The sequence below is a fragment of the Streptomyces sp. NPDC048415 genome, from assembly GCF_040651675.1.
Classification (GTDB): Bacteria; Actinomycetota; Actinomycetes; order Streptomycetales; family Streptomycetaceae; genus Streptomyces.
This window is the reverse complement of sequence record NZ_JBEZKJ010000048.1, coordinates 16,275-37,309: the sequence shown is the minus strand read 5'-3', so window position 1 is coordinate 37,309 and position 21,035 is coordinate 16,275. Positions and strand designations below refer to the sequence as shown.

At 71.4% G+C, this 21,035-nt stretch carries 19 protein-coding genes; 7 read left to right on the top strand and 12 right to left on the bottom strand.

All coding sequences use genetic code 11. The annotated features are described in order from the left end of the window. Positions 1-63: 63 nt before the first annotated feature. The 8 genes from AB0D27_RS27400 to AB0D27_RS27365 all read right to left on the bottom strand — a co-directional run bounded on the left by AB0D27_RS27400 (position 64) and on the right by AB0D27_RS27365 (position 9,480). A complete protein-coding gene (locus AB0D27_RS27400; protein ID WP_362513960.1) occupies positions 64-1,407 on the bottom strand; it encodes an ABC transporter ATP-binding protein in 1,344 nt (447 codons plus the stop codon). Between the two features lie 213 nt (positions 1,408-1,620). Next, the gene (locus AB0D27_RS27395) at positions 1,621-2,373 is read right to left on the bottom strand and encodes a class F sortase (protein WP_362513958.1); all 753 of its coding nucleotides are present in this window, start codon (positions 2,371-2,373) and stop codon (positions 1,621-1,623) included. Then, complete coding sequence (locus tag AB0D27_RS27390) at positions 2,360-2,971, bottom strand: hypothetical protein (RefSeq protein WP_362513955.1); 612 nt, start codon at positions 2,969-2,971, stop codon at positions 2,360-2,362. Before AB0D27_RS27390 ends, AB0D27_RS27395 begins: the two co-directional genes overlap by 14 nt. Positions 2,972-3,069: 98 nt before the next feature. Then, on the bottom strand, positions 3,070-4,314 hold the full coding sequence (locus AB0D27_RS27385; protein WP_362513953.1) for an MFS transporter: 1,245 nt from the start codon (positions 4,312-4,314) through the stop codon (positions 3,070-3,072). Continuing rightward, positions 4,314-5,717, bottom strand: a complete 1,404-nt coding sequence (locus AB0D27_RS27380; protein WP_362513950.1) for a citrate:proton symporter — start codon at positions 5,715-5,717, stop codon at positions 4,314-4,316. The genes AB0D27_RS27385 and AB0D27_RS27380 overlap by 1 nt, the downstream gene beginning before the upstream one ends. Before the next feature lie 122 nt (positions 5,718-5,839). Next, a complete protein-coding gene (locus tag AB0D27_RS27375) occupies positions 5,840-8,092 on the bottom strand; it encodes a molybdopterin oxidoreductase family protein (protein WP_362513947.1) in 2,253 nt (750 codons plus the stop codon). A gap of 150 nt (positions 8,093-8,242) precedes the next feature. Next, on the bottom strand, positions 8,243-8,860 hold the full coding sequence (locus AB0D27_RS27370) for a TetR/AcrR family transcriptional regulator (protein ID WP_362513944.1): 618 nt from the start codon (positions 8,858-8,860) through the stop codon (positions 8,243-8,245). Then, positions 8,857-9,480, bottom strand: a complete 624-nt coding sequence (locus AB0D27_RS27365; RefSeq protein WP_362513941.1) for a nuclear transport factor 2 family protein — start codon at positions 9,478-9,480, stop codon at positions 8,857-8,859. Before AB0D27_RS27365 ends, AB0D27_RS27370 begins: the two co-directional genes overlap by 4 nt. Positions 9,481-9,708: 228 nt before the next feature. Here AB0D27_RS27365 and hmgA point away from each other — a divergent pair, with 228 nt between their 5' ends. Genes hmgA through AB0D27_RS27350 form a run of 3 tightly spaced genes read left to right on the top strand, consistent with a single transcriptional unit; the run spans position 9,709 to position 13,047 of the window. Then, positions 9,709-11,025: a homogentisate 1,2-dioxygenase gene (hmgA, locus tag AB0D27_RS27360; RefSeq protein WP_362513938.1), complete on the top strand. Its 1,317-nt coding sequence runs from the start codon at positions 9,709-9,711 to the stop codon at positions 11,023-11,025. 49 nt (positions 11,026-11,074) lie between these two features. Then, positions 11,075-11,824, top strand: coding sequence for a GntR family transcriptional regulator (locus tag AB0D27_RS27355; protein WP_362513935.1), 750 nt, complete (start codon positions 11,075-11,077; stop codon positions 11,822-11,824). A gap of 41 nt (positions 11,825-11,865) precedes the next feature. Then, a complete protein-coding gene (locus tag AB0D27_RS27350) occupies positions 11,866-13,047 on the top strand; it encodes a type ISP restriction/modification enzyme (RefSeq protein WP_362514026.1) in 1,182 nt (393 codons plus the stop codon). Here the strand turns inward: AB0D27_RS27350 and AB0D27_RS27345 are convergent. Next, on the bottom strand, positions 13,044-13,757 hold the full coding sequence (locus tag AB0D27_RS27345; RefSeq protein ID WP_362513933.1) for a TetR/AcrR family transcriptional regulator: 714 nt from the start codon (positions 13,755-13,757) through the stop codon (positions 13,044-13,046). The two genes, AB0D27_RS27350 and AB0D27_RS27345, sit on opposite strands and share 4 nt — an antisense overlap. A 63-nt stretch (positions 13,758-13,820) precedes the next feature. On the opposite strand from AB0D27_RS27345, the gene AB0D27_RS27340 reads away from it, so the two are divergent. Genes AB0D27_RS27340 through AB0D27_RS27330 form a run of 3 tightly spaced genes read left to right on the top strand, consistent with a single transcriptional unit; the run spans position 13,821 to position 16,871 of the window. Next, positions 13,821-14,822 (top strand): ATP-binding cassette domain-containing protein, encoded by a 1,002-nt coding sequence (locus AB0D27_RS27340; RefSeq protein WP_362513930.1) that lies wholly within the window; start codon positions 13,821-13,823, stop codon positions 14,820-14,822. Beyond that, a complete protein-coding gene (locus AB0D27_RS27335; protein ID WP_362513927.1) occupies positions 14,819-15,601 on the top strand; it encodes an ABC transporter permease in 783 nt (260 codons plus the stop codon). Before AB0D27_RS27340 ends, AB0D27_RS27335 begins: the two co-directional genes overlap by 4 nt. A gap of 49 nt (positions 15,602-15,650) precedes the next feature. After that, positions 15,651-16,871 carry a CaiB/BaiF CoA-transferase family protein gene (locus tag AB0D27_RS27330; protein ID WP_362513924.1) on the top strand — a complete coding sequence of 407 codons (1,221 nt, stop codon included), beginning with the start codon at positions 15,651-15,653 and terminating at the stop codon, positions 16,869-16,871. A 505-nt stretch (positions 16,872-17,376) separates the two neighbouring features. Here the strand turns inward: AB0D27_RS27330 and AB0D27_RS27325 are convergent. The 3 genes from AB0D27_RS27325 to AB0D27_RS27315 form a co-directional block, all read right to left on the bottom strand. Beyond that, a complete protein-coding gene (locus AB0D27_RS27325; RefSeq protein ID WP_362032658.1) occupies positions 17,377-17,646 on the bottom strand; it encodes a hypothetical protein in 270 nt (89 codons plus the stop codon). A 115-nt stretch (positions 17,647-17,761) separates the two neighbouring features. Next, positions 17,762-18,562, bottom strand: a complete 801-nt coding sequence (locus tag AB0D27_RS27320; RefSeq protein ID WP_362513921.1) for an anti-sigma factor — start codon at positions 18,560-18,562, stop codon at positions 17,762-17,764. Positions 18,563-18,626: 64 nt separating this feature from the next. Next, positions 18,627-19,169 carry a sigma-70 family RNA polymerase sigma factor gene (locus tag AB0D27_RS27315; RefSeq protein WP_362514024.1) on the bottom strand — a complete coding sequence of 181 codons (543 nt, stop codon included), beginning with the start codon at positions 19,167-19,169 and terminating at the stop codon, positions 18,627-18,629. A gap of 241 nt (positions 19,170-19,410) precedes the next feature. Here AB0D27_RS27315 and AB0D27_RS27310 point away from each other — a divergent pair, with 241 nt between their 5' ends. Next, complete coding sequence (locus AB0D27_RS27310) at positions 19,411-20,949, top strand: DUF4331 domain-containing protein (RefSeq protein ID WP_362513919.1); 1,539 nt, start codon at positions 19,411-19,413, stop codon at positions 20,947-20,949. The last annotated feature ends 86 nt before the right edge of the window (positions 20,950-21,035 follow it).

Below are 21,035 nucleotides of genomic sequence, written 5' to 3'. Positions count from 1 at the left end.
CAAACTAGCGATGATAGTTTTCGGGCGCCAGAGGGGCCCGCCCACACTGGTCTCCCAGGGAACTCACTCCTCCAGGTCCGGCAGCCGCTCCGGTGCGGGGCAGATGCGCACGCCGTGCTGGTCGAAGACGAACAGATGGGCGAGGTCGACGAGGAGGGGGACCTGCATGCCGTGGCGGAGCTCGAGGTCGGGGGTGGTACGGACGACGAGGTCGCCGGGCAGCCGGCCCTCGGGCGGCACCTGGTCGGGGTCATCGGGTTCCGCGTCCGCCGGGTGCTCCAGGACCACGACCGGGCCGGCCCGCAGGGCTCCGGCGCGCTCCCGCAGCCGGTCCAGGACGGTGCCCTCACGGCGCCGTCGCCGCGCCGGGCGGGTCGGACGCGGTGCCTCCAGCTCGGGTACGACGGCGGGCCGCGAGCCGGTGTTGAAGTGGACGAGCACCTCGTGCCCCTGGAACTCCACATGCTCGACGAGACCGCTGATCGCCACCTCGCCCGGCCGAGCCGCGGACGGCTTGGCGAGCCGGACGGCCTCGGAGCGCAGCCCGACGATGACCTCACGGCCCTGCTGCACCCGCAGCAACTGATGGTCCAGGATGAGGGGTTCGGGCAGCCGCAGGTACTGCTTGCCGAGGCTGATCGACATGGCTCCGTCGAGCGGGGCCCGGACGAGGCCCCGCAGCAGGTTGATCCGCGGGGTGCCGATGAAGGCGGCGACGAAGACGTTCGCGGGCAGCGCGTAGACCGTGCGGGGAGTGCCGAGCTGCTGGAGGACGCCACCGCGCAGGACGGCGACCCGGTCGCCGAGCGACATCGCCTCGGCCTGGTCGTGGGTGACGTACACCGTCGTGGCGCCCAACTCCCGGGTGAGCCGGGCGATTTCGGCCCGCAGATAATTGCGGAGTTTGGCGTCGAGGTTGGACAGCGGTTCGTCCATCAGGAAGGCGGACGGGTGACGCGCGATCGCCCGGCCCATGGCGACCCGCTGGCGTTCGCCGCCGGAGAGCTGGTTGGGGAAGCGGTCGAGGAGGTCCTGGATGCCGAGCATCCGGGCGGTGGCGTCCACGCGCGGGCGGGGATCCTCGCCGGGTGTCTCGATGCGCAGCGGGAAGCCGATGTTGTCGCGGCTGGTCATGCTCGGATAGAGGGCGAAGTTCTGGAAGACCATCGCCATGTCCCGCCCGGACGGCGGCAGATCATTGGCGTACTCGCCGTCGAGCCGCACCTCGCCCTCGGTGACCTTCTCCAGCCCGGCGATCATTCTCAGCACGGTCGACTTGCCGCAGCCGGACGGCCCGAGCAGCACGAGGAACTCGCCCGGCCGGATGTCGAGCGACAGCCGCTCCACCACGCGGGCGCCGCGGGTGTAGGACTTGCTGACGTTGTGCAGAGAGATGGCGCGTGTCATGAGGGGCCCCCGGGGGCTCACAGCGTGCTGGTGCTCCGCGGTCGAACGTCCCGTGCGGGCCGCATGGGACGTATGAGTCACGGAAGTTAACGGACCGCACACGCCCGGGGGAAGACGCGCGCCGGGATCGGAGGGTCCGGTTCTCCCCGGGAGAAAGCGGACGCTTCGGTTCAGCGGGTGGAAGGGGTCCGATTCCGCCGCGTACTTGCCCGTTCACCTGCCGTGCGACCGCCCCCGGGTCTCCGTCAGGTGGGCGAACACGATGATGTTGCTGGCGTAGCCCGTCTTCCGGTCGTACACGCCACCGCACGTGATCAGACGCAGCTCGGGGCGCCCCCTGTCGCCGTACACCTCCTTGTTGGGGAAGTGCGCCTTCTCGTACGTCCGCACGGCGTCCACCGTGTAGACGGCGGTGCGTCCGTCGGCGCGCCGGGCCTCGACGAGTCTGCCGGGTCGGAGCTGTCCGAGCGCGGCGAAGACGGCCGGTCCCGTCCTGGTGTCCCGGTGGCCGACGACGACGGCGGTGCCTCGCTCGCCCGGCGTCGGCCCGTCCACGTACCAGCCGACCAGTTTCGGATCCTCCACGGGCGGTGCGGTGAGGCGCCGGTCGCGATCGAGCCGTAGCGCGACGACCGGCGCCTGGAGGCCGAAGTACGGGATCCGCAGCGAGGTCGCCGGTGAGCGGGGCAGCGGTGCGGGCGGGGGCGTCGGCCGGGCCGGCCGGGTGGGCGGGGAGCGATGCGGCTTCGCGCCGCGGGCGTCGCCGCCGGGCGGGTGGGAGTCCGCGTGTGCTCCGGCCCCGGTGGAGCCGAAGGACGCGGCGCCGGCCGTGACCGGGGTCGCGGGTTCGTCGTCCCCCGCCCACCAGACGCCGCCCACCACCAGACCGACGATGATCATGAAGGTCCGCGTCAGGCGGTAGGCGCGCGTCCGGTACCAGGGCCTGCGTCGCCTACGCCGCGCCATCGGTGCGGCGGCGCAGCCGCAGGTACACGACTCCCCCGGCCACGACGAGGCCCGCGGCCGCGGCGCCGGCGACCGGCGAGAAGTCCTGCGGGTGGGCGAGACCGCCGCCGCCCGCGGGGGGCCCGCCGTGCGGTCCGCCGGGACGGATGAGCGTCGGGGCCGGGGTCGGGGTTCCGCAGTCGACCCTGAAGACCTTCTGCTTGCCCGGGCTGGTGGGGTGGAGTTTCCACGTCAGCTTGTACTGACCGTCGGGCAGGCCCAGCGTGTCCGGGAATGCGGGGGTCCGGCCATGGCCGGAGGGGGGGAGGTCGAGGCTGCCCGCGAGGGTGGTGCCGCCCACCACAAGGGGCTGGGTCACGATGGACCAGGTGATGTGCTGCACCGTGTCGAAGTTGAAGCCGTCGAGGTAGAAGCGGCAGACCCTGGGATCGTCTCGCTGATTGTCGACCGACGTGCCCGAGTCGTGGACCTTGACGTCGCCGTTGTCACCGGGAGCAGCGACGGCGGCCGGGGCTCCCAGCAGGGCGGTGCCCGCGACGGTGAGTGCCGCGAGTGCGGCGGTGGCTCCGGAGCGGCGTGGGAGGGGCGAGGTGGGCATGCGGGTTCCTCCGAGTCGGATTGTCATACAAACTCGCGTGTAACTGACTCCCTTTCACATTCGGCTTCCCGCAGGCCGTAACAGCGCCCTACGCCCCGTCAGATATCGCTCTTCCGGCGCAAGACAACCCCGGACCGCCGGGGCACACCGCGCACCCCGGCAGACTTCGACGGAGCGCGCAGCGCGACCCCCGACGACAGCAGCAACAACGCGCCGAGCATCAGGAACGGCGCGGCCACGCCCGCGACTCCGGCGACCAGGCCCGCGCCGGCGGGCGCGGCGACCTGGCCGAGCCGGTTGCCGGTCAGCCGCAGGGCGAGGGCGGTGGAGCGGGCGTCGTCCGGGGCGGCCTGGACGACCGTCGTCATGGACAGCGGCTGGCCGACACCAAGGCAGAAGCCGAGGACGACGAGCATCACTGCCAGGGCCCACACCGGCACCGGCAGCGCGATGCCCGCGCACAGCACACCCGCCACCAGGCACGTCGAGGTGAGCAGCGCGGCCCGGCCGAGCAGTCGCAGCATCGGTGTCATCACCAGCCGGCAGGCGATGGTCGCCGCCGCGCGCAGACTCAGCAGCATGCCGATCACCGAGGGCGTGATGCCCCGGTGCTCGCCGACCACCGGCAGGTAGGCGGTGAGGATGTCCGTCGCGGACAGCACGGCAAGGCTGATGAAGATACCCGCGGGCACGCCCCGGGTGCGCAGGATGCGGTGGACGGGGACGCGGTCGGCCGGCCCCGCAGGGGACTTGGACGTCGTACGGCGTTCGATGCGCCACAGTGAGGTGAACGAGATCGCGGCCGCCGCGCCCGCGACGAGAAGTGCCAGCGCGCTGGTGCCCGCCATGTCGGGGCCGCCGATCAGGCCGCCCGCCGCGATCGGTCCGATCAGCTGGCCCAGTGACGCGCCGATCGTGAAGTGGCCGAAGTTGCGGTCCTGTTCGTGGGGTGCGGACTGGCGGGCGACGATCGACTGGGCACCGATGACGAAGCAGAGGTGGCCGAGGCCCATCACTCCGCTCCACGCCGCCATCGCCGCGAGCGAGTTCGCGCTACCGCTGAGCGCGCAGCCGCCCGCGATGAGCACGACACCGACGGGCAGCAGCGGGGCGCAGCGGCCGTGGTCGGTGCGACGGCCCAGCGGTACGGCGGCGAACAGCGGCAGCAGCGCGTAGACGCCCGCGATCACACCGATCGCCCGTTCGTCGGCGCCCAGCGCGAGGGCCCGGTAGGAGACGGCGGGCCGCGCCATCGACACCGCCGCCTGCGCGAAGCTGAAGGCGATGACGAGGCGCAGCAGCCAGCCCCTGCCGGGCCGCTCACTGGTGGAGGCGTCGGGCATCAGATGATGCCGAAGAGGATCCCGGACCCGAGCACGACCAGTGAGGTGAGCGCAGCCCACTTGACCACGAACCTGGTGTGGTCGCCGAACTCGACCTTGGCCATGCCGACCAGCACGTAGACGGCGGGCACCAGCGGGCTCGACATGTGCAGCGGCTGGCCGACGAGCGAGGCGCGGGCGATCTCCAGGGACGAGACGCCGTGCGCGTGGCCCGCCTCGGCGAGGACGGGGAGGATGCCGAAGTAGAAGCCGTCGTTCGACATGAAGTACGTGAGCGGGATGCTCAGGACGCCGGTGACGAAGGCCATGTGCGGGCCCATGCCGTCGGGGATGTTGGAGACCAGCCACTTCGCCATGTGGTCGACCATGCCCGTGCCCTGGAGCACACCCGTGAAGACGGCGGCGGCGAAGACCATGCCGGAGACGTTGAGGACGTTCTCGGCGTGGGCGCCGAGGCGGGCCTTCTGGTCGGGCATGTACGGGAAGTTGACCGTGAGCGCGAGCGCGGCGCCGAGCAGGAAGAGGACCGGGATCGGCAGCCACTCCATGATCATGGCGGTGAGCAGGGTGACCGTGAGAAGCGCGTTGAACCAGTAGAGCTTGGGGCGCAGGGTGGCGCGGTTCGGGTCGAGGCCCCGGAAGGCCTCGTCGTCCGCCTCGGGGGCGTCGGCGTCGGTGCCGGAGCCCGAACCGCCCGTGCGCGCAGGCTTCTTGCCCTCGCCGCCGCCACCGGCGGCGACGAGAACCGTCTCGGCCTCCTGCGGCTCCAGCACCTCGTCCAGCGTCAGCACACCGAGCCGCTTGCGCTCGCGGCGGCCGAGGACGTACGAGAGGGCGAGGACGCCGAGCAGGCCGACGGCGAGCGCGGGGATCATCGGCACGAAGATGTCGCTGGCGTCCAGCTTCAGCGCGGTCGCGGCGCGGGCCGTCGGGCCGCCCCAGGGCAGCGTGTTCATCACGCCGTTGGCCATGGCGGCGACGCCGGTCATCACGACCAGGCTCATCTTCAGGCGCTTGTAGAGCGGGTACATCGCCGAGACGGTGATCATGAAGGTTGTCGAGCCGTCGCCGTCGAGGGAGACGATCGCGGCGAGGACCGCCGTGCCGACCACGATCCGCAGGGGATCGGCCTTGCAGAACTTGAGAATCCCCCGGACGATCGGGTCGAAGAGACCGACGTCGATCATCACACCGAAGTAGACGATCGCGAACATCAGCATCGCCGCCGTGGGGGCGAGGCTGGTGACGCCGTCGATGACGTAGTCACCGAGCTTGGCGCCCTTTCCGACGAAGACACAGAAGAGTGCCGGGATCAGCACGAGCGCCGCGATCGGCGACATCTTCTTCAGCATGATCAGGACCAGGAAGGTCGCGATCATGGTGAAGCCGAGGATGGTCAGCATGAGTGGATTACCTAACGTTCGCCCTTGAACTCCCACCAGGGCCGGCGGTAGGGCGACGTTAGGTCGGTCGTGCAAGCGTTAACAAGATGTTGACACGCGAGCAATAAGCGCAAAACTCCAGGTCACAGCCTTGTCTCGGTGAGCGTGAGCTCCACGGGCACGCCATTGAGCACCGCCGTGCCCGACAGCGGGTCGAGCAGCGAGCCGTCCAGGAGCTGGTTGACGTTGACGCCCGGATCCAGCGCGGCGTGGCTCATCCGGGTGCCGGGGCGGTCGTGTCCCCAGCCGTGCGGCAGGCTCACCACACCACGCCGTACGGCGTCCGTGATCTCCGCGGGGGCGGTCACCTCGCCTCCCGCGCCCTTGACGCGTACAGCCGTTCCGTCGGCGAGTCCGAGCCGTTCGGCGTCGTCGGGGTGGATGTGCAGGGTGCAGCGGTTGGAGCCGCCGGTGAGGGCGGGCACGTTGTGCATCCAGCTGTTGTTGGAGCGCAGATGACGGCGGCCGACGAGGACGATCGCCGCCGGGCGTTCGCGCAGCGCGTCGCGCAGCCGCGGCAGATCGTCGACGATCGGTTGCGGCAGCAGCTCGAGCTTCCCGCTGCGCGTCTTCAGCGGCTGCGGCAGGCGGGAGCCGAGCGGCCCCAGGTCGATGCCGTGCGGGCGCTCGAGCAGCTTCTCGAGGCTCAGGCCGTCCGGTCGGGCGCCGAACCCGTCGCCGTACGGGCCGAGCCGCAGCATCATGTCGAGGCGCCGCTCGGGGCCGCTCTCGCCGGTGAGCGCGGCGGCGAGTTCCTTCGGGTCGCGGCCGTGCACCGGCGAGTGCTCCTCGGTGACGGCCTTGCCCAGGGTGGTGTCGATGACCATCGCGTCCACGGCGGAGGGGTCGGCGCCGTGCATGCCGGTCGCGGCGAGGACGAGCCGGGCGAGGATCTCGGTCTCCGCCATACGGCCCGGCTCCAGCGGGATGGCGGGGCGGGTGTAGCGGACCTGGTTGCGTACGGCGAGGGTGTTGAAGGCGAAGTCGAAGTGCGCGCTCTGCGCGGGCGGGGGCGGCGGCAGGACGACGTGCGCGTGGCGCGAGGTCTCGTTCAGGTACGGGTCGACGCTGACCATGAAGTCCAGCGAGTCCAGCGCCTTGTCGAGGCGGTCGCCGTCGGGCGCGGACAGTACGGGGTTGGCGGCGACGGCGATGAGGGCGCGGACCGGGCTGCCCTCGTTCGTCGCGGTGTCGATCTCCTCGGCGAGGGCGGCCAGCGGCAGTTCGCCCTTGGCCTCGGGGTGGCCGCTCACCCGGCTGTGCCAGCGGCCGAGCGCGAAGCCGTGGCCGGGGCCCGCGGGACGGGGTGTCCTGTCGGTGGCGGACAGCGGGAAGAGGGCGCCGCCGGGCCGGTCGAGGTTGCCGCTGAGGATGTTGAGGACGTCGACGAGCCAGCTGGCCAGGGTGCCGTGCGGGACGGTGCAGCTGCCGATGCGGCCGTAGACGGCGGCGGTGGGTGCGGCGGCCAGCTCGCGTGCCAGCGCCCGGATGGTGTCCGCGTCCACGTCGCACGCCGCGCTCGCGGCCTCGGGGCTGAAGTCCCGTACGGCGTCCGCGAGTTCTTCCACGCCCTCGACGTGCGGGGTGAGGGCGCCGAGGTCGACGAGCTTCTCCTCGAAGAGGACGTACGTCATCGCCGCGAGCAGCGTCGCGTCGGTGCCGGGGCGGATGGCCACGTGCCGGTCGGCGAGCTTGGCCGTACGGGTGCGGCGCGGGTCGATGACGGTCAGGGTGCCGCCGCGTGCCCGCAGCGCCTTGAGCTTGCCCGGGAAGTCGGGGGCCGTGCACAGGCTCCCGTTGGATTCCAGCGGGTTGGCGCCGATGAGCAGCAGGTGGTCGGTGTGGTCCAGGTCGGGTACCGGGATCGCGTTGGCGTCGCCGTACAGCAGGCCGCTCGACACGTGCTTGGGCATCTGGTCGACGGTGGAGGCGGTGAAGAGACTGCGGGTGCGCAGGGCGGTGAGCAGGACGGGCGGGTAGAGGGCGCCGGCCATGGTGTGCACGTTCGGATTGCCGAGGACGATGCCGACGGCGTGCGGGCCGTACCGCTCGACGACCGGGCGCAGTCCGGCGGCCACCGCGTCGAAGGCCTCCTGCCAGGTGGCCTCCCGCAGCTCGCCGTCCTTGCGGACGAGGGGGGTGCGCAGCCGGTCCGGGTCACTGTCGACCGCCCCGAAGGAGGCGCCTTTCGGACAGATGAAGCCCTTGCTGAACACGTCGTCGCGGTCGCCCCGGGCGCCGGTCACCCGGGTGCCCTCGATGGTGAGCGTCAGCCCGCAGGTGGCTTCGCACAGGGGGCAGACGCGCGGGGCGGTGCGGGAGTCGGGGGTGGGCACGGGTCCTCCCGGAGGGCGGTGACGGCGGTGGCACACGAATTGAGCCGAGCATACCGACCGGTACGGATGGAGGGGAGCGTCTGCCGGGGGTCAGGTCAGAAATTCGCGAAGCGTGCGGCCGGCGCTACCCCCGAGCACCTCGTGGGCCGTTCAGTCGAGCACCCTGGCGAGATAGGCGCGCAGCAACTGGCGCGTCTCCTCGATGATCCGCCCGTCTCCCTCCGGGGCGACCCGGAAGGCGAGGTGGACCAGGGTGTCGGCCGCCTCCACCGCGACCAGGAAGGTACGCCGGAGATCCTCGTCCGGTGTGCGGTCGAGGTAGCCGGAGAGCAGTGCGGTGAGGCGGTCGGCGACCCGGGTGTTGGGCTCGGCATAGCGGGAGCCGACCGGTATCTGGTTGCCGAAGTCGACGAGGGAGAAGCCGGGCGCGGTGCGCTTCATCGCGAGGTACTCGTCGAGCACGGCGTCCATGGCCGCGCGCCAGCCACCGCCCTCCGTCTCCTGGAGGCGCTCGGTGACGCGCTCGGTGTAGCGCTCCAGGTTGCGCTGGGCCAGCGCGTCGGCCATCGCGCGCTTGTTGCCGAAGAAGCGGTAGACGGAGCCGATGGGCACGCCGGCGCGCTGGGCCACGGCCCGGGTGGACAGGTCGTCGTAGCCGACCTCGTCGAGGAGGTCGGCGCAGGCGTCGAGGATTCTGGTCAGTCGTTCGGCACTGCGCCGTTGTACGGGCGCTCTGCGCAGCGAGGTCGCATGGGGCACAGGCTTCATGATGCCTTTCCGCCGGGATCCGGTGAACCTCCCGGATCAGTACGGGCCCCGCCGCCGCTTCCACTCACCGTGTCCGTCGCTGTCGCGGTCGGTGTCGTGGTCGCCGCCGCTGTCGGCGTCGGACCCGCCTCCGACGCCGTGATGTCGGCCGTGCTCTCGACGGGCTTGCCGTGGACGGCCCACACGGTGCCGTCGTCCGCGTACAGGCGCGCGGTGACGTGATGGGTGCCGCGCGGGACGAGGCCGCCGTCGAGGTGGTACTGGTCCGAGCGCAGCCGCACGATGGTCCGGCCGTCCACGGAAAGGTGGGCGATGCCGCGTCCGGCCACGGGCACGGAGCGCGTACCGGTGGCCGAGAAGCGGAAGTTGTGGACGGTCAGCGTCACGTCCCAGCTGTCGTCGGAGTCGGGCTGGACCTCGATTCCGACCTCCGGCGCACCCTTCTTGTCCACCTCACGGTAGAGCCGTCCTTCCTCGTCCGTCTCCTCCAGCAGCTTGCCCACGGGCGAGGCCGACGCTCCGTCCCTCCGCTCGTGCGCATCACCCGTGCCGCAGCCCGCGGATCCGCCGAGCAGGGCGCACACCGCGAGCGCGGCGAGCAGTCCACGCGTCCACCGCATGCCGGGGAGCGTAGAACACGGCTCTGACCGTCGAATCCCCCTGTAGTCGGGTTCTGGGGTGCGGCGGCCACCCCTGAGTAGTACGCCCACAGGCCGGTCCCCACCGGTCGGACCGAATCCGTACGTCGAATCGTGGCCGATCTCTTGCGGTGCCCGCTGTCGCCCCCTTGCGCGCGGAAAAGCTGAATCCTACGGTGATGCATAGGAATCAGGCGCGAGGGAGCGATCATGAGCGGGGACGCGAGGAAGACGGCCGAGGGGCTGACCTACCTCTCCGGATTCGGCAACGAACACAGCTCGGAGGCGGTCCCGGGGGCCCTGCCGCACGGCCGCAACTCACCGCAGCGGGCACCGCTCGGGCTGTACGCGGAGCAGCTGAGCGGTACGGCGTTCACCGAGCCGAGGGCGCACAACCGGCGCTCGTGGCTGTACCGCATCCGCCCGTCGGCCGCGCATCCCGCCTTCATCCGCACGGCCAACGGCGCGCTGCGCACAGGCCCCTTCACGGAGACGGAACCCGACCCCAACCGGCTGCGCTGGAACCCGCTGCCCGAGCCCCCCGAGGGGACGGACTTCCTCGCGGGCCTGTGGACCCTCGGCGGCAACGGCGACGCGACCCAGCGGGCCGGCATGGCGGTGCATCTGTATCACGCCAACTCCTCGATGAAGCGGGTGTTCAGCGATGCCGACGGTGAACTGCTGATCGTGCCGGAGCGCGGCGGACTGCTGCTGCGCACCGAGTTCGGTCTGTTGCATGTGGAGCCCGGCCATGTCGCGCTGGTCCCCCGTGGCGTCCGCTTCCGTGTGGAGCTGCTCGATGAGTCGGCGCGCGGTTATGTGTGCGAGAACTACGGTGCGGCCTTCCGGCTGCCCGATCTCGGCCCGATCGGCGCGAACGGTCTGGCCAACGCCCGCGACTTCCTCGCGCCCGTCGCCGCGTACGAGGACGTCGAGGGCCCGGTCGAGGTGGTGAACAAGTTCTGCGGCAACCTCTGGACGGCGACGTACGACCACTCGCCGCTGGACGTGGTCGCCTGGCACGGCAACCATCTGCCGTATGTCTATGACCTGCGCCGTTTCAATGTCATCGGCACGATCAGCTACGACCACCCGGACCCGTCGATCTTCACGGTGCTGACCTCCCCGTCGGACACTCCGGGACTCGCCGGTGTCGATTTCGTGGTTTTCGCGCCGCGCTGGCTGGTGGGCGAGGACACCTTCCGGCCGCCCTACTTCCACCGGAATGTGATGAGCGAGTACATGGGGCTCATCGAGGGCGCCTACGACGCGAAGGCGGAGGGCTTCGTTCCCGGCGGCGGCTCGCTGCACAACATGATGTCGGCGCACGGTCCCGACCGGGAGACCTTCGACCGGGCCGGCGCCGCCGAACTGCGGCCGCAGAAGGTCGACGACGGGCTCGCCTTCATGTTCGAGACGCGCTGGCCGGTGACCGCGACGGCCCAGGCGGCCCGGGCGGAGCATCTGCAGCGGGCGTACGACGACGTGTGGCAGGGCCTCCAGCGGCACTTCCGCCCGGCCGACTGAGATTCACCACCCGTTGCCTTCCACGCCCGCGACCGGTACGGATACCCTCGTGACCTCCTTCGCCCCGGACTCGATCGTCCTGAACCGCAAGCTGCCGCTCTGGTATCAGGTGTCGCAGTCCCTGCGCGCCTCGATACTCGGCCGCTCGCCGCAGGACCCGCTGCGCCTGCCCACGGAGGAGCAGCTGGCGGGCCACTACGGAGTGAGCGTGCTGACCATGCGGCAGGCGCTCAAGGAGCTGGAGGACGAGGGTCTCATCACCCGCCATCGCCGGCGTGGCACCTTCATCGAGCCGAGCGCCCAGCGGGGTGCGCCCGTGCGGCTGCTCGGCTCGGTGGACGCGATCGTCGCGCAGCAGTCGGGCATGACGACCGAACTGCTGGAGCACGGCAGGGTGCCCGTCTCCGCCGAACTCGCCGAGTACTTCCCGGACGTGCCCGAGGTGGCGGCGTACCACCGGCTGCGCAGTGACGAGAAGACCGGTGAGCCCACGAACCACGCGCGCAACTACGTCCGTCCCGAACTCGCGGCGCTGATCGACCCGGAGGACCTGGTGCGCTGGCCCATGACCAAGGTGCTGCGGGACGTGGTGGGTGTCCGCATCAGCCGGATCACCGACACGGTGGAGGCGCGGCTCGCGGACCCGGAGACGGCACGGCTGCTCCAAGTCCCGCTGCTCAGCCCGATCCTGCACTACACGGGCATCGTCCACGGCGAGGACGGCCGCGCCCTGGACGTGGCCAGTATCCGCTACCGCGGTGACCGCTTCTCCTTCACGGTCACCCTCGACGCCCACTGACGATGCCGTACGAGGACGGCGCCCACCGCCCGCGTCGTACGATGCCGGGCGTGACGCACGACGACGCTCCGCTGCTCGCGGACCTCATGCCGTGGTCCGTCGCACCGCCGAGGCTGGGCCGGGGGTGGCCGACGGCGCCCGACGCGGCGTCCCTCAAGGCCCGGTGGGACGCCCTCATGAAGGCCGAAGGGGCGGACCGCGAGGTGCTGCTGGGCCCGACGCGCTCGCGCACCACGCACTCGGCGGTCGCCCAACTGCCGGGTCAGTCGAGCGGGACGGGCCGGCTGGCGCGCGAGTCGGGGCCCTGCCCGGAGCCGGTACGGGTGCTGCGTGCCCCCTTCGACGAGCAGTGGCTGATTCCCGACCACCGGCTGATCGACGCGGCGCGGCCCGAGTTGTGGCGGGTGGCCGACGAGCGGCAGGCGTTCGTGGTCGAGCAGACGGCGGTGCCGGACTCGTCCGGGCCGGTGCTGCTGGCCGCCTCCGTCCTGCCCCTGACCGCCGGTCGGGGAGGCCGCCTGCGCCCCCTCTTCCGGCGCCCCGGCGGCCTCGAACCGAACCTGGTGCCCGGCCTGTTGGACCATCTGAGCACCCGCCTGGACCACTCCCCCGACCCGCTCGACGTCCTCGCGTGGACGGTGGCTGTGGCGCGCCACAGCCGGAACGGATGCGCCGTCCCGCTCACCGCCGACACCGAAGTATGGGAGCGCGGGGTCGAGTTGGGCCGCCAAACGCTGTGGCTGATGCGCCGCGACGGCGAGCGGCCCAAACTGCCCGGCGGACGCCGCCCCTACGTCCGTGCCCCGCTGCCCGCGCGCCCCCTGGAGCTGCACTACGACCGTGCCGAGGAGTCCCTGTACCTCGACGAGGGCAGGATCTCGCCCGTACCTCCCGCGGCCTGGGACTTCGAGGTGGGCGGAGTGCGCGTACTGGAGCAGTGGTTCGCGGCGAGGACCGAGCCTGCCCAGCCGGGCACCCTGGAGTCGATCCGGCCCGCCCGCTGGCCGCAGGCCTGGACGTCCGAGCTCCTGGAACTCGTCACGGTGCTGGCACTGCTCGCGGAACTTAGGCCTCGACGCGGCGAGTTGACGATCGAATCACCGATCACTCAGGCCGAGCTGCGCAAGGCGGGGGTACTTCCGGTACCGGAGGCGGCGCGTCGGCCCGCCTCCGTTCTGGACCACCACGAAGAGGGCCCGGAAGGCCAGTTCGCGCTCCTCTAGCCCCGGGGCTCGAACGCGTCGAGGACTCGGCCCAGCGCCCGCTCGAACACCGCCTCCAGGTCGATCGGCCCGGCGTCCTCCATGAAGGCCGCCGCCATCCGCGGATAGGCGCCACTCGCCACCTGGCCGCCCAGATAGGCGATCCGGATCGCGTTCTCCTGCTCCGCGGACCAGGGCAGGGACCGGGTGCGTTCGGCGGTGGCCAGTTCGTTGCCGACGTACGTCGTCACGACGCCGTTGAGCATCGCGATGAGCTCCAACTTGGTGCCGTACGGCGCGTCGAGCGGGTCGAGGCAGGCGAGACAGTGCTCCAGGTAGCGCAGGGCGTTGGGGCTGAAGCCGTACACCGGGGACATCAGGCGCGGCAGCCAGGGGTGGCGGTGCATGAGGGCGCGGGTCTGGTGGGCGAGGTGGAGCAGGTCGGCGCGCCAGTCGCCGGAGGGTGCCCGAATGTCGTGCTCGCCGCTGATGGCGTCGACCATCAGCTCGTACAGGTCCTCCTTGCGCGGCACGTAGTTGTAGAGCGACATCGTGCCGCAGCCCAGCTCGGCGGCCACGTGCCGCATCGAGACCCCGTCGAGCCCCTCCGCGTCGGCGATCCGCACGGCGGCGGTCGCGATGTCCGCGCGGCTGTACGCCGGCCGCGGACCACGGCCCGCGCGCTCGGGACGGGCCCAGATCACTTCGGGTACGGCGTTGCGCCCTGCCATTGGTCGATCACCTCGTGACCATCCTAGTTACGTACGGCGTACGTAGTGCGCTATGGTCGCCCTATGGCTACTACGTACGCTGTACTTAGTGAGGGTCTGGAGAAACGCTTCGGTTTCCGGGGTTCCCGAGGTTCACCAAGCTCCCGAGGTTCACGGGTGGAGGTCCACGCGCTGCGCGGACTCGACCTGGCCGTGGCACAGGGCACGGTCTGCGGATTGCTCGGTCCGAACGGCGCCGGCAAGACCACGGCCGTACGGCTGCTCACCACGCTGCTGCGGCCCGACGCGGGGTCCGCGCGCGTCGCCGGGCACGATCTCCTGAGGGAGGCCGCGGCCGTCCGCCGGAGTATCGCGGTCACCGGGCAGTACGCCTCGGTCGACGGCGACCTCACCGGGGGGCAGAACCTGCGGCTGTTCGCGAAGCTGCACCGGATACGGGGCGCCGGGGCGCGCGCCGCCGAACTGCTCGACCGTTTCGGGCTGACGGAGGCCGCCGACCGGCCCGCCGCGACCTACTCGGGCGGTATGCGGCGCCGTCTCGACCTGGCGGCGAGCCTCATCCGCCGCCCCGCCGTGCTCTTCCTGGACGAGCCCACCGCCGGGCTCGACCCCGCGAGCCGCAACCAGATCTGGGCAGCGGTGCGCGAGCTGAAGGACGACGGCACCACCGTCCTGCTGACCACGCAGTATCTCGACGAGGCCGACCAACTCGCCGACGACATCGCGCTCATGGACCGGGGCAGGGTCGCCCACACCGGCTCACCCGCCCAGCTCAAGGCCCTCATCGGCTCGTACGCGGAAGTCGTCGTCGCCCATCCGGAGGCGCGGGGCAAGGCGGCTGCCGTTCTGGACCGACTGACCGGCAGCCGCCCCTCGTTCGACGACGAGCGGAGCGCGGTGGGCGCCGTCACCACCGATCCGACGCTGACGCTGCCCCGCCTGGTCCGTGAACTCGACGCCGCGGGCGTGCCGTTGCTCGACGCGAGCCTGCGTCCGCCGACCCTCGACGACGTCTTCCTCCGGCTGACCGGAGACCCTGCCGACAGCGAGGAGTTCGCGGCATGAGCACGTTGGCGTACGACGGCACCGTGATGCTCGGCCGCCAGCTGCGGCGGATTCGCAACAATCCGGGGCTGCTGATCCTCACCCAGACCATGCCCCTCACCATGCTGCTGTTCTTCGGCTATGTCTTCGGCAGCGCCCTCGCCATGCCGGGCGGGGAATACCGGTCCTTTCTGGTGCCCGGCCTGCTGGTGGCGACCGCCGCCAACGGGATCATGACCGGGATGTTCCAGGCCGCCCAGGACTCGCACCGGGGCGTGACGGATCGCTTCCGCACCCTGCCGATGAGCCGGGCGGCGGTGCCGCTGGGCCAGGCGGTCGCGGACCTGGTGGTGACGGCCGCCGGGACGGTGCCGCTGCTGCTGGTCGGGCTCGCGGTGGGCTGGCGTATCGAGGGGTCCGCGCTCGAAGCGGCGGGCGCCCTGGGGCTGTTGCTGCTCTTCCGGTTCGCGACGACATGGATCGGGATCCTGCTGGGGCTCGCCTCGCGGAGCGAGGAGGCCGCCGGTCAGCTGGGCAGCGCGACCTTCATGCTGCCGCTGCTGTCGAACGCGTACATCCCGACGGATCATCTACCGGGCTGGCTGCGGACGGTGGCGGAGTGGAATCCCATCAGCGCGGTGACGACGGCGCTGCGGGATCTGTTCGGGAACGCTGCGGTGCCCGAGGGGGCCGCCTGGCCGGTGGCGCATCCACTCGCCGGGTCGCTGGCCTGGTGCCTCGTGCTGATCGCGGTGTTCCTGCCGCTCGCCGTCCACCGGTACGCGACCGGCGAGGGGTGAGCGGGCCCCGGGCGGCATCCGGGCATGACAAAGGTGTTTCACACAGGACATGATCCCCCGCATGCGGTCACACCCTCAGCTCCAGCCTCTGCCCCTGGAGGGCATCACCGTCGTCGCCGTCGAACAGGCCGTCGCCGCGCCCTTCGCCACCCGCCAGCTGGCCGATCTCGGCGCCCGCGTCATCAAGATCGAGCGGATCGACGGCGGGGACTTCGCCCGTGGCTACGACACCGCGGCCGCCGGTCTCGCCTCGCACTTCGTGTGGTGCAACCGGGGCAAGGAGTCCGTCGCCCTCGACCTCAAGGACCCGCGCGGACTCGATGTCGTACGCCGTCTCGTCGCGGACGCGGACGTGTTCGTGCAGAACCTCGCGCAGGGGGCGGCGGCGCGGCTGGGCCTGGACGCGGTGGCCCTGTGCGCGAGGCACCCCCGGCTGATCGCCGTGGACATCTCGGGGTACGGGGCGTCGGGGCCGTACGCCGGCAAACGCGCCTACGACATGCTGGTGCAGTGCGAGGCGGGGCTGGTGTCGGTGACGGGGACGCCGGAGCAGCCGGTGAAGGCGGGGATTCCGGCGGCGGACATCGCGGCGGCCATGTACGCGTTCTCGGGGGTGCTCGCGGCGCTGGTGCGGCGTGGCACCACCGGGCTCGGGGGCCCGGTGGAGGTGTCGATGCTGGAGGCGCTCGCGGAGTGGATGGGGCATCCGCTGCACCATGTGATGCATGGGGGAACACCCCCGGCGCGCACGGGTCTAGCGCACGCCGTCATCGCCCCGTACGACGCCTATCCGACGGCGGACGGCGGGCGGGTGCTGTTGTCTGTGCAGAACGACCGGGAGTGGCGGCGTCTGGCCCAACGGGTGCTGGGGCGGCCCGAGTTGGCTGAGGACCCTGCGTACGCGACGAACGCGGCGCGGGTCGAGAACCGGGACCGTACGGATGTGCTGGTGGCGAAGGCGCTGGGTGTGCTCGGCGCCGACGAGGCCGTGGCCCGGCTGGAGGGCGCGGGCATCGCGTGCGCACGCCTGAGGGACGTACGAGAGGTGGCGGAGCATCCGCAGCTGGCGGCCAGGGACCGGTGGCGGGACGTGGCGTCACCAGTGGGCCCGCTACGGGCACTGCTGCCGCCGATCACCCTGCCGGGCGGGGAGGAGGCACGCATGGGGGCCGTCCCCCGGCTCGGGGAACACACCGTGGCGGTGTTGCGGACGCTGGGGATGACGGACGCGGAGGTCGCGACGTTGCGGCGGGACGGGGTGGTCCGCTGACCGGGTCACCCGCCGGGCGCGGCTACCTGCGGCGGGGCTGACGAACTCGGAGGTCGCGAAGCCGCCGCGGGACGAGGCGATCCGCCGAGCGGGGTGCGCCGCGCCCCAGCGTGGTGCGCCGCCAGGTGCCGCTGTCCTCGGGGCGGAGACGACGGACGCGGAGGTCGCCGACTTGCGGCGGTCCGGGATGATCCACTGAGCCGGGTGCGCGCCGCCGGGCGCCGCAGCGTGCGGTAGCGATGACGGACGCGGATGCCGCCGACTTACGGCGGGCCGGGATGATCCGCTGAGCGAGGCTCGCGCCGCCGGGAGCCGCTGCCTGCCGTGGGGATGGCGGACGCGGACGTGACGGAGGTGCGGCGAGGTGGGGTGACCCGCGCCCGGTAGGTGGCTCCGCCGGGCGCCGCTGCCTGCCGTGGGGATGACGGACGCGGAAGTGCAGCGCTGCGCCGGGTCGGTGGGGCCGCCGGGACGCGGGTCGAGGAACGCCAGTGCCGATGGCTGCTCAGCGGCCACCGAACAGCGAACGGCGCAGCCGCTTCAGCGGTGCGAAGAGCGAGACTCGCCTCACCCGCGCGCCCCTGCCGCTGCTGTCGTGCGCGGTGTCACGCGCGGTGAGCTCACGCATCAACGACGTCGCCTCGGCCGTCTCACGCTGCGGGATGGCAGGGCCGCCCAGCACCGCGAGATGGCGGTCGAGGCGCGAACTGGTCGCACTGCTCCCGCAGGTGATCGCAGGGACGCGTGCCCTGCTGCGCACTGTTATCTGTTCCATGTCACTCCCCACCCGTACGAGTCCACCCGGCCCGGGCAGGCTAACCCTATCGCTCCCTCGTGGCACTCGTGTATCGCGGGCGCAGGATTCACCTTCTCTGTAAGGGTGTTGACGATTACTCTCCGAATCCAACCGATTCCAGGGCGAGTTGGACAACAGGCGTGGTAGTGGGCTGTGCTGAGCCACCGTGAGGCTCGACCGTCACAGCGAGTGACGTCGCATTCGTATTCAGTTCGTCGGCGACCAAGGGCGTGTCGCCGTCGAAGAGCCCGAGGGAACGCGGATTCTCCTTGGGGCCCATGAGCCACAGCTGATGCACCCGCCCTCCGGAGGGGGTGCCGAGCCCGCTCACTGTCACGACGGCGCGCCGCTCCGATGCGGAGGCGACCACTCCGATTCCGCGCCCTCGCGCGTCCCGCTCACTGGTCGCGCGCGCGTCGGGCGCCGCGAGAACGTGGGCGATCTCACGTGCCTGGGCGCGCTCCTGGTCGAGCGTGTCCTGGGCCCGGTTCGCCTGTACGGCGAACAGGGAGGCGACGACCAGGGCCGCGGCGGCCGTGGTGGTGGCGAGCGGCGCGAGGAGGGGGCGGAAGCGGGGGGCACGCGCGCGTGAGGGCTGCCGGTCTCCCCGCCCGCCCACGTGGGCGCGGGGAAGCCGCTGAGCCGACGGTTCCTGCGGTGTCGTGCGTACGGCGGTCAGCACCCGGTCGCGCAGCGCGGCCGGCGCCGGTGCCGCGGTCGACCAGGCGAGCCGCACGGCGTCCTCGGTCAGCGCCCGCACCTCGGTGGCGCAGCGCGCACACCGCCGCAGGTGGTGCTCGAAGCGGCGGCGCTCCTCGGGTTCGAGGGCGTCGAGGGCGTAGGGGGCGGCGAGGGAGTGCAGATCGCGGCGCAGCAGGCGGTCGAGCACGCTCATGCGGCACCTCCCCGGGGGAAGCCGTCCCGGGGGCCCTGAGCGCCGTCCGGCTGGTACAGGGCGCTCATGCGGCACCTCCCAGGCAGTTGCGCAGGCGGGTGAGGCCGTCGCGCATACGGGTCTTGACGGTGCCGAGGGGCAGGGAGAGCCGTTCGGCGACTTCACGGTAGGTGTAGCCGTCGTAGTAGGCGAGGGTGACGGACTGGCGTTGCAGGGCGGTGAGCCGGTCCAGGCAGCGGCGCACCCACTCCCGTTCGAGTCCGGCCTCGACCTCCTCGGCGACCTGGTCGAAGGCGGGGTGGTGCGCGCGCCTTCCCTCGCGCTGCTCGCGCTCGGTGGCCGCACGGGCGCTGCGGACCCGGTCGACGGCGCGGCGGTGCGCCAGGGTGAGGATCCAGGACAGGGCGCTGCCGCGTCCGGGGTCGAACCGCGCGGCGGAGCGCCAGAGTTCGAGCAGCACCTCCTGGGCCACCTCCTCCGTCTGGGCGGGGTCCCGGACCACCCGGCGCACCAGTCCGAACACCGGCCCGGACACCAGTCCGTACAGCTCCTCGAATGCCTTCTGGTCGCCTCCGGCCACGAGCACCAGAAGTTCGTCCGCCTCCACCCGTCCCCCTCTCCGACCGCGCACGGCCCGTCCTTTCACCCACGTGTTCGCAGCGAGCGTGTCCACGGATGGGGTTACGGATCACCGATCCGAAAACGCGGGTCCGCCGCCGAACAAACGCGCTCGTCGATGAAACAAGCCGAGCGGGCCGCCGTAAAGACGTGTGGGATTCGACCAATCCACCCCGGCGAGCGCTCCGAATGGCGTGCGTCAGGCAAGTTGGGACATGAGGACGGACGGCATGACACCTTTCTTCAGGAGTGGCGCGGGACGCAGGAGCCTCGCGACCCTCGTCTGCGGTGCGCTGGCCGCCGGGGGGCTCGCAGCCGCCGGTGTGACCGCGCTGGAACCGGGGGTGGCCTCCGCCTCCAGTCACCGGGAGGCCCCGCTGATCTCGGGGACCCCCCAGTACGACAACACCGACGTGTACGCCTTCGTAAGCCCGGACAAGCCGGACACGACGACGATCGTGGCGAACTGGATCCCCTTCGAGGAACCGGCCGGCGGACCGAACTTCTATACGTTCGCCGACGACGCCCAGTACGACATCCACATCGACAACAACGGGGACGCGCAAGGCGAGTTGGTCTACCGCTACACCTTCAAGACGCACCGCAAGAACGGCGACACGTTCCTCTACAACACCGGGCCGGTCACCAGCCTCGCCGATCCGGACCTGAACATCACGCAGACGTACGACATCGATCTGCTGCGGCTGCACAACCAGAAGCTGGTGTCGCGGACCAAGGTCGCCGACGACGTTCCGGTGGCGCCGTCGAACGTCGGCAAGGCGTCGATGCCGGACTACGGCAAGCTGCGCGACCAGGCCGTGTACAAGCTCGCGAGCGGATCGACGACCTTCGCGGGGCAGGCGGACGATCCGTTCTTCCTGGACCTGCGCGTCTTCGACCTGCTCTACGGCGGAAACCTGACCGAGGTCGGGCGGGACACCCTCAAGGGCTACAACGTCAACTCCATAGCCCTGCAGGTGCCCAACGACATGATCCGCGAGTCGGCCGGACAGCCGATCGTGGGCATCTGGTCCACCACCCAGCGCAAGGACGCGCACGGCGACTGGACGCAGGTCTCCCGGCTCGGCAACCCGCTGGTCAACGAGGTCGTCAACCCGCAGAAGGACAAGGACAAGTTCAACGCGTCCGCGCCGTGGAACGACGCCCAGTTCCTGAAGAACGTGACCAACCCCGAGCTGCCGAAGCTCATCGAGGCGATCTACAAGATCAAGGCACCGGCCGAGCCCCGCAACGACCTGGTCGACGTCTTCCTGAAGGGTGTGAAGGGCCTCAACCAGCCGCCCCATGTGCGCCCGGCGGAGGAACTGCGGCTCAACACCTCGATCAAGCCCACCAAGTATCCCAAGAGGCTCGGTGTGCTCGACGGCGACAACGCGGGCTTCCCGAACGGGCGCCGGCTCACCGATGACGTGATCGACGAGGCGCTGCAGGTCGTCGAGGGCGAACTGGTCGGCTCCAAGAACGACTTGGGCGACGCGGTCGACAAGAACGACAAGAAGTTCGAGAACTACTTCCCGTACGTGGCCGAGCCGACGTCGGGTTCGCGCGGGGCGCTCGCCAAGGGCACGACCAGCGGGACCGACGTGCGCAACCAGCTGGGCGACGCGCTGAAGCCCGCCGGTTCCTCCGGCAACGGCACCGACACCGTGCTGATCGCGGGCTCCGCGGCGGCGGGCGCGGCCGGCTTCCTGCTGATCGCCACCGGCCTCATGTGGTGGCGCCGCCGGATGCACAACCGGGCCTACTGACCCGGCTCACCGACTGGCGCGGCCCGCATCCACCCATCCCCCACGGCGCGGGCCGCGCCGCCCCGCACCACCGCCACGACCGTTCG